This is a genomic window from Pseudoalteromonas sp. UBA2102, from assembly GCF_002331165.1.
GTDB lineage: Bacteria > Pseudomonadota > Gammaproteobacteria > Enterobacterales > Alteromonadaceae > Pseudoalteromonas > Pseudoalteromonas atlantica.
Window position 1 is genome coordinate 1 of sequence record NZ_DCYU01000008.1, and the last position, 8148, is coordinate 8148.

The 8148-nt window shown below is 41.5% G+C and carries 8 protein-coding genes; 4 read left to right on the forward strand and 4 right to left on the reverse strand.

The annotated features are described in order from the left end of the window. On the reverse strand, nt 1-375 hold a 375-nt coding region (locus B2R65_RS00570), incomplete at its 3' end, for an MFS transporter (RefSeq protein WP_286740081.1). A 194-nt stretch (nt 376-569) separates the two neighbouring features. Here B2R65_RS00570 and B2R65_RS00575 point away from each other — a divergent pair. Next, a complete protein-coding gene (locus B2R65_RS00575; protein ID WP_286740083.1) occupies nt 570-1367 on the forward strand; it encodes a M48 family metallopeptidase in 798 nt (265 codons plus the stop codon). Nucleotides 1368-1438: 71 nt separating this feature from the next. On the opposite strand, the gene B2R65_RS00580 is transcribed toward B2R65_RS00575, so the two are convergent. From B2R65_RS00580 to B2R65_RS00590, 3 genes are all read right to left on the reverse strand, one after another. Further along, the gene (locus B2R65_RS00580; RefSeq protein WP_286740086.1) at nt 1439-2452 is read right to left on the reverse strand and encodes an alpha/beta fold hydrolase; all 1014 of its coding nucleotides are present in this window, start codon (nt 2450-2452) and stop codon (nt 1439-1441) included. 161 nt (nt 2453-2613) lie between these two features. Continuing rightward, a complete protein-coding gene (locus B2R65_RS00585) occupies nt 2614-3402 on the reverse strand; it encodes a hypothetical protein (protein WP_004588097.1) in 789 nt (262 codons plus the stop codon). A gap of 134 nt (nt 3403-3536) precedes the next feature. Beyond that, nucleotides 3537-4850, reverse strand: coding sequence for a Na+/H+ antiporter NhaC family protein (locus tag B2R65_RS00590; protein ID WP_004588096.1), 1314 nt, complete (start codon nt 4848-4850; stop codon nt 3537-3539). 339 nt (nt 4851-5189) lie between these two features. Between B2R65_RS00590 and dapB the strand changes: the two genes are divergently transcribed. From dapB to B2R65_RS00605, 3 genes are all read left to right on the forward strand, one after another. Then, nucleotides 5190-5987, forward strand: coding sequence for a 4-hydroxy-tetrahydrodipicolinate reductase (dapB, locus tag B2R65_RS00595; protein WP_138685009.1), 798 nt, complete (start codon nt 5190-5192; stop codon nt 5985-5987). A 364-nt stretch (nt 5988-6351) separates the two neighbouring features. After that, nucleotides 6352-7488: a glutamine-hydrolyzing carbamoyl-phosphate synthase small subunit gene (gene carA, locus B2R65_RS00600; RefSeq protein WP_004588094.1), complete on the forward strand. Its 1137-nt coding sequence runs from the start codon at nt 6352-6354 to the stop codon at nt 7486-7488. A 16-nt stretch (nt 7489-7504) separates the two neighbouring features. Continuing rightward, nucleotides 7505-8148 (forward strand): carbamoyl phosphate synthase preATP-grasp domain-containing protein (locus tag B2R65_RS00605; protein WP_476748303.1); only part of this gene is annotated, 644 nt, incomplete at its 3' end.

The window sequence follows — 8148 nt, forward strand, 5'->3', positions numbered from 1 at the left end:
AATTACGCCAGGCACAACCACCGTAGCTGCCGCGCCGGTGAATGCTTGCACGGCTCTAAGTACCCAAAAGGTGTGTATTTCGGTGGTAAAAGCCAGCGCAAATGAGCTTACACCAAATAAGGTTAAGCCAATACGGGCTAGTTTTCGTCGTCCGAGTTGATCGGCAATAGGGCCAAAAAATAACATGCCTAGCGAGTAGCCAGCCAAATAAATACTTAGCGAAATTTGTACATTTGGCATAGTGGTTTGTAAATCGTTCGCAATAACCAACATGGCCGGTAAGTACATGTCTATAGCCAGTGGCGTAATAGCAACAATACTGGCTAACAAAGGTAACAAAATTCGGGTATTAAAAGACGAGGCCGAGGCGTCCATGTAGTCACTCAACATTCACTAAAAACAAGGCTTATAGTGTAACAGGGCTATGCAAGGGTATAAACTTAGTTTGTCTGGCAAGGTCATTTATTTATTAAAAATAAAAAGCGGCGTAATAAGGAGCAAAGATTCTAAACTGGCACTGTGTTTGCTATTCTACAACTAATAAAAATTAAAGACTTGAAGGAAACACCATGAAAAAGCTAGCCCTTGCCTTACTCGCAACCGCAGTTTTAGCCGGCTGTAAAACATCGCCTACGGGGCGTACTCAAATTGCGCTGTATTCAGAGCAACAAATGAGTGAAATGGGCACCGCAAGTTTTGCTCAAATGAAGGAGTCACAGCCAATCAATAAAGATGCAAAAACCAATGCGTATGTAAATTGTATTGCTGAAAAGGTCGTGGCTGTTTTACCAAAAGAATACGCTTCACAAAATTGGGAAGTCGTGGTATTTGAAGATGAGTCGGCAAATGCCTTTGCATTACCTGGTGGCTACATAGGTGTTCATACGGGGTTATTAAAAATAGCCACCAATCAAGATCAGCTTGCAACCGTACTAGGGCACGAAGTGGGCCACGTTATAGCAGAGCATTCAAATGAGCGTGTATCGCAAAGCTCAATTTTAGATACCGGTATGCAATTAGGCAGCGCAGCGCTTGAAATGGGCAACGTACAATACCGCAACGAAATTATGCAAGGTTTAGGCTTAGGCGCGCAGTACGGCGTAGTTTTACCGTTTAGCCGTTCACACGAATCAGAGGCCGATACCATTGGCTTAGATTTAATGGCGAAGGCTGGTTTTAACCCACAAGAGTCGGTAACGCTTTGGCAAAATATGAGCGCAGCAGGCAGTGGTAGCACACCTGAGTTTTTATCTACTCACCCTGCACCGAGCAATCGAATTAATAATTTACAAGCACAAATGAGCGAAGCTCTTAGCGAGCAAAGTACGGCTAAATCGCAGGGTAAAAACCCGCAATGTACGCTGTAAATTAGTTTTATATAACAAGCCCCTGTAAGCAGTTTACTTACAGGGGCTTTATTTTATTAAGTATCAAGCTATTACTCACTTAGTGCTTGTTTAAACACTGCCTTAAATCGCTCAAAATCTTCTACTTGCGGTAAATGACCTAAATTATCAAGTTCAAACAGTTGCGCATCAGGAATAAGCCCAGCAGCGTGTTTTCCTAATTTATCGTAACGCCCCAGCTGATAATCTATCCCGTCTTTTTTCCAGTTTCGGCCAGGGCCTGTTCTGTCACGCGTACCAATAATTAATTTAACGGGCACGGTTAAGTCTTTAAATTCAGTGATCACCGGTTGGGTAAAAATCATATCGTAGGTTTTAGCGTTAACCCAGGCAATTTGCTCTTTATCTGGGCCTTGTATTTGGCCTGTAATAAAGTCGGTTAATGCTGAATACTGAGCATTCCATTGACCTTCGTAATAGTTTTTTTGCTGGTACTTTTTAACACCTTCGGGCGTTTTGTTAAGCTCATTTTTATAAAAAAAGTTGGTGTCTTTGTATTTTACATAGTGTAAGTAGTTTTCAAGCCCTATTGGATTAAGCAAAATCAGTTTAGTGGTTGTATCTGGGTACATTAATGCAAAACGGCTCGCTAGCATTCCCCCCATAGAGTGGCCAACAACTATCGACTTTTCAAGATTTAGCGAGTCCATTAATGCATGTGTATGATGCGCAAGCGCCGCAAATGAATATTGATAGTTAGTGGGCTTTGAAGATTTACCAAAACCAATTTGATCGGGAATCAGCACCCCAAACCCAAGCGACTGTAAGTAACGGGCTGTGGGGCTCCAGTAGTCGGCATTAAAGTTTTTACCGTGCATTAGCGTCACTGTTGGCATATTTTTTTGTGTGGGTTTTAAATAAATATACGCCATTTTTAGCGATTGCTTTTGTGATGCAATATCAAAATAATTTACTTTAAAATCATACTGGTAATTTGTTAAAAGTGCATCGTAAGAGAGGGTTTTAGAGGGTTCTGTACTACTGGCAAATGCATTATTAGTAAAGGCTAATAATGCAGACAAACAAATAACTTTAATCGCTGGCATTTCCTTACTCCTATTAAAGGCAAGCACACGGCTTTAATTAAAGTAAGACAATAACTAAGTATTAAAGGCTGTTCAATTAAATAGTTTTCATGGCAAAAAAAAGAGCACTGTTTAAGTGCTCCGTTTAAAAGTAATGTGACTCTGTTTTACACTGTAAGGGCTTAAAAAGTCCACTCAACGTGTATTTGTGGAACCGATTCAGTGACCTCAGTGCCTAGCTTGTTATGCCAGTATTGCAGTTCCATACCCAGTAATAGGGTGTTCTCTTTCATTTCTAACGCGTGCCCCATATCCCATACTAAAATAGGCTGTGCAAGTATCCACGCTTCTACGTCGTTACCAAATTCATCTTCGCGCTCTGCAATGTACTCAGCGTGTCCTTTAAAGCTAAATTTTTGCGAGCCTACGGTAAACGGGTATTCAAAGGCTACATCAAACATCCAGCTGTTAGTTTCAATAGGGGCCCCGCCTTTTGCTACGCCTTCACTGTCATCAATATAGGCAGTGACAAGTGTTTGAAAAAAGTTGAACCCAGGTACATCCCAGCTTAATTTAACACCCGGTAGGTATTTCATCATTTTGGCATCGCCGGCAACGTTAATTCCGCCAGTAAGGCCTACATCTAATAATGCACCTGCGCCAATTTTCTCACCGCTAATAGCCGATAAGCTTAGCGTTGAATACCATTCGCCGTAAAAGTCGCTATCTTGGTAGCCGTCGGTTGTATCGTCTTTGCTGTAATCAATAAAGAAAAAGTTATCACCGTAATCATAGCCCGATGCATGTTGCAGCGAGTAAACAGTAGTGTCTGATTCTTGCTTGGTAAATGGGTTTTTTTGGTCGCCATTATTAACATGTAATGCGGTACTGCTCCAATTAGCAGCAAGGGCAGAAGATGATAAAGCGATTGACGTAAGGGTAACGAGGGGAAGTAATTTTTTAAATTTCATAATCTATATTTAACTATAACTTTAGTGACACGCGAAAGCGCGCATTATAGCACAAGGTATTGATTTGTAGATTATTATTTTAACATATGTTGCAGCTTATTTATTAAGCTGCAACATAAGGTTTTGCACAAAATTTAGGCTTTATTGCGGCGCAAACAAATAACGGCAATGGCAGTAAAAGCTAAAATAAAGCAATAGTAAGATGACGTTGATACTTCCCACGGGCTAATTTTAAACGTAGCACCTAACAGTAATGCTTGAGCACCATAGGGCAGTGAGCCTTGCGTAACACAAGCAAAAATATCAAGTAAACTTGCAGAGCGTTTACCACTTATTTCGCCATCATCAGCAAGTTTTTTAGCAATAGGACCTGCAACAATAATGGATACCGTGTTATTGGCTATACACACGTTGCTGGTTAATACCAATGCAGCTATACCAAGCTGATCAGCTACTTTGCGGTGCCACTTGGCAATCACTTTTGTAATGGCTTGAATTTTTTGTGCCAGAAAATCAAGGCCGCCGTTAATACGAATAAATTCAGATAAGCCACCAATAAACATAGAAAGTAAAAATATTTCCTGCATATCGGTAAAGCCTTTGTAAATATCCTTTACAAAGCTTGCGCCTTCGTAACTGCCGGTAAAGCCCATTAGCGCAGCAAATACAATACCGCTAAATAGCACCACAAACACGTTCATACCGGCAACAGCCAATACTAAAATAAAGGCATAAGGCAGCACTAATAATAAATCAAAATCTTTAGTTTCTACTGCTTGTGGAGCAGGTGTTAAATAAAGCAGCAAAGCAATGGTTAATACGGCAGCAGGAACCGCTATTTTTAAGTTTTCTTTAAACTTGTCTTTCATTTCACAGCCTTGCGTACGCGTTGCAGCAATGGTTGTGTCTGAAATAATAGAAAGGTTATCACCAAACATTGCGCCCGATACTATAGTACCGGCCATTAGGGCAGGGTCGATGCCTGTTTTAACGGATACCGCATAAGCAATTGGCCCTATAGCACCAATGGTACCCATTGATGTACCCATTGCAGTAGAGACAACCGCAGCAATTAAAAATAGCCCAGGTAATAACAGCGACGGGGGAATAAGTGACAAGCCAGCGTTTACAACCGCATCCACACCACCGGTGGCACTTGCTACTGCCGAAAATGCACCAGCAAGTAAATAAATTAAACACATGGTAATAATGTTGTTGTGTCCTGCGCCTTTGATAAAGGTTTCAACACATTGGTTTACAGTGCCTTTGTTTAAAATAAAGGCAAGCATAATAGCGGGTAGTATAGCAACCGGCGCTGGGAGCTGGTAAAAAGCGTAATCAACCCCTTGCGATTGTAAATATAAACCTGAGCCTAAAAAAAGGGCTACAAAGGTAAGAAGGGGAAGCAAAGATAGAATTGCTTTGTTTTTATTAAATGTTGGCTGCATTGTATTCCTCATAACCAGTTAATATAACCACAGCCAAAACTCCTCTTTTAGCTGAATTTAGTAGATCACTCTTTAATTGAAAAGTAGATGACCACAGCGCCCGCAAGCCAAAGACCAAATCGACGCGAAAGAGAAGTTTAAATGTATAGATGGCTAAAGTAAACTGGTATTGTTATTATTATTTAATTAAGGGCTTACCTGACTATTGCACGACTTTTAGATAATATCTACCGGTGTGCGATTATATGCGGCTAATAATTGCTCAAAGCAAGTTTAGGGCGCCAAATTAGTCAGGGTACGCAACAACAGATCCAACTAAATCAGATTAAGGCAATAACAATGAATCGAATAGGTGTTTTTGGTGCTAACGGCAGAATGGGCTTAGCCCTATTAGAAGCCGCGACAATTAAAGAGCAAACACAACTTGGTGGTGCGTATGTTCGCAGCAGCTCATCGTTATTGGGTATTAATGTAAATCAAGTAAACAGTGCAGCCGACAAAGCCATTAGCTTTAGCGACGAGAGCAAGGTTGCTGATGTTGATGTACTTATCGACTTTACGTTACCAGCAGGTATGCGCAATCACTTAAAAACAGCGCTCGATAAAAAACTGCCTATGGTTATAGGCACCACAGGTTTAACTAGCGAAGACATGGCATTATTAGAAAATGCTGCTAAACATATTCCTATTGTGTTTGCGCGTAACTACAGCGTTGGCGTTAATGTGCTACTTAACCTAGTGCAAACAGCGGCCACTAAATTTGGTGACGACCTAGATATAGAAGTTTTTGAAGCGCATCATCGTCATAAAATAGATGCGCCATCGGGCACAGCATTAGCCATTGGTGAATCTATTGCACAGGCTAAAGGGTGGGATCACGATGAAGTAGCGGTATACGACCGCAGCCAAGTAGAAACCGCAAAATCGCAAAATGAAATTGGCTATTCAGTACTAAGAGGCGGGGACATAGTAGGTGAACACACCGCCTATTTCGCAACTATGGGCGAAAGGCTTGAATTAACCCACAAAGCAAGTTCGCGAATGACCTTTGCATTAGGAGCTATAAGGGCTGCGCAGTGGTTACAAAATAAACCAGCAGGACTTTATGATATGCAAGATGTGCTAGATCTCAAGTAGTTTAGTTACTTTTTTAGCTGTTTGGGTCTATTTTTGCCTAAAGCGACTTGTTTGTAGTGTTTATCTAAATAACGTTAGACCTAAATAGCATCTTCATGTAGAATGCAGCCAATTTGCCAAAAATTACTAAATGCGTGTTTCCAATTATACCCAAGTGGCTAGTAAAACCAGGGGTTTCAGTGGGAATGAAAAGAGTTTTAGGCAAGAAAAATGATTGAAGGTTTAGCGTTTTATATCGGCATCATTTAAGACTGCGTAAAACAATTTAAGCTCACAAAAAAATCTGGTTTTGACGATCCCTCTGGGTATTGGCGGGGTGTTAAGCATTTGCTTACTCCCGTTTTTTACTGTTAGGAGGTTTAACTTGACTAAATCCGCTCTGTTAGTCCTAGAAGACGGCACAGTGTTTCGCGGTACTGCAATCGGCGCTGACGGCATGTCAGTCGGTGAAGTAGTATTCAATACGTCTATGACTGGTTATCAAGAAATTTTGACTGATCCATCATACGCGGAACAAATCGTAACTTTGACGTACCCACATATCGGCAATACGGGTACCAACAGCGAAGACGAAGAAGCGAATCAAATTTGGGCTAAAGGCCTAGTGATCCGTGATTTGCCACTGCTAGCAAGTAACTTTCGTAACGAGCAATCGTTAGATGATTACTTAAAACAACGTAATATTTTGGGTATTGCGGACATCGACACCAGAAAGCTTACCCGTATTTTGCGCGATAAAGGCGCACAAAACGGCTGTATTATTGCCGGTGACGAGTTAGACGAAAACAAAGCGTTACAAGCCGCGCAAACCTTCCCAGGTTTAAAAGGTATGGATTTAGCAAAAGTTGTCTCAACCAAGGAAAATTTTGAGTGGCGCGAATCAAGCTGGACATTAGGCCAAGGATTTAAAACCCTTAGCAGCGATGATGAAAAGTTTCATGTAGTAGCCTACGACTTCGGTGTTAAACGTAATATTTTACGTATGCTAGTTGATCGCGGTTGTAAATTAACCGTTGTACCAGCGCAAACCTCAGCCGCCGATGTACTTGCTTTAAACCCAGATGGTATCTTCTTATCTAATGGTCCTGGCGATCCAGAGCCATGTACTTACGCTATTGATGCAATTAAAACCTTTTTAGAAACCGACACACCAATTTTTGGTATTTGTTTAGGGCATCAATTATTAGCACTGGCCTCAGGTGCTAAAACAGTAAAAATGAAATTTGGCCACCACGGTGGTAACCACCCAGTAAAAGACTTAGACCGCGATGTAGTAATGATCACCGCACAAAACCACGGTTTTGCTGCCGATGAAGACACACTACCAAGTAACTTACGTGCCACGCACAAATCGTTATTTGATGGAACACTACAAGGTATTCATCGTACTGATAAGCCAGCGTTTAGCTTCCAAGGTCACCCAGAAGCAAGCCCAGGCCCGCACGATGCAGCCCCATTATTTGACCACTTCATCGACCTGATGCAAGCGCGTAATAACTAATTTAACTGGAGTAATAATGCCAAAACGTACCGATTTAAAAAGCATTCTTATCTTAGGCGCAGGCCCAATTGTAATTGGTCAAGCTTGTGAATTTGATTACTCTGGTGCTCAAGCGTGTAAAGCACTTAGAGAAGAAGGCTTTAGAGTTATATTAGTTAACTCAAACCCAGCGACTATCATGACTGACCCGGAAATGGCCGATGCAACGTACATCGAACCTATTCATTGGGAAGTGGTAGAAAAAATTATTGAAAAAGAAAAGCCAGATGCAGTACTACCAACAATGGGTGGTCAAACGGCATTAAACTGTGCACTTGATTTAGATAAGCACGGCGTACTGGCTAAACACGGCGTTGAGTTAATTGGCGCAACCGCCGATGCAATCGACAAAGCAGAGAACCGTGAACGCTTTGACGTAGCCATGAAAAACATTGGCCTTGAATGTCCACGTGCTGAAATTGCTCACTCTATGGATGAAGCACACGATACGCTAACACGTATTGGTTTTCCGTGTATTATTCGTCCTTCTTTCACTATGGGTGGCACCGGTGGCGGTGTGGCTTACAACATGGAAGAATTTAACGAAATTTGTGAGCGCGGCCTAGATTTATCACCAACAAGTGAGTTGCTGATTGATGAATCACTGATTGGCTGGAAAGA